We start from the raw sequence: 283 nt of genomic DNA, 5'->3' as shown, positions 1-283 counted from the left end.
ATGCCATACCGCCACTGAGGTTATACACATTGGTAAAGCCAAGCTGAGACAAATTAGTGGCCGCTTGTTTTGAGCGATTGCCACTGCGGCACAGTAAAATATATTTCCCTTGTGAGCTTAATTGCCCATCGACTAATGCGTTAGCCATTCTACTGAGCGGAATGTTCATTACACGCGCAGGGTTGATTGCTAATTGCTGAGAAACATTATTCGCGCCATGTTCATAGGGCTCTCGAGTATCAATTAAATAGACGTCATCAATTGCTAACATGTCTTTTGCTTG

At 43.5% G+C, this 283-nt stretch carries 1 protein-coding gene; it reads right to left on the bottom strand.

Annotated elements, in window-relative coordinates; translation table 11 throughout:
• On the bottom strand, window positions 1–271 hold a 271-nt coding region (locus ACO0K3_RS19490; RefSeq protein ID WP_422987506.1), incomplete at its 3' end, for a rhodanese-like domain-containing protein.
• Window positions 272–283: the final 12 nt, after the last annotated feature.

The organism is Undibacterium sp. Rencai35W (assembly GCF_049340185.1).
GTDB lineage: Bacteria > Pseudomonadota > Gammaproteobacteria > Burkholderiales > Burkholderiaceae_D > Undibacterium.
This window is presented reverse-complemented; position numbering and strand designations above follow the sequence as displayed.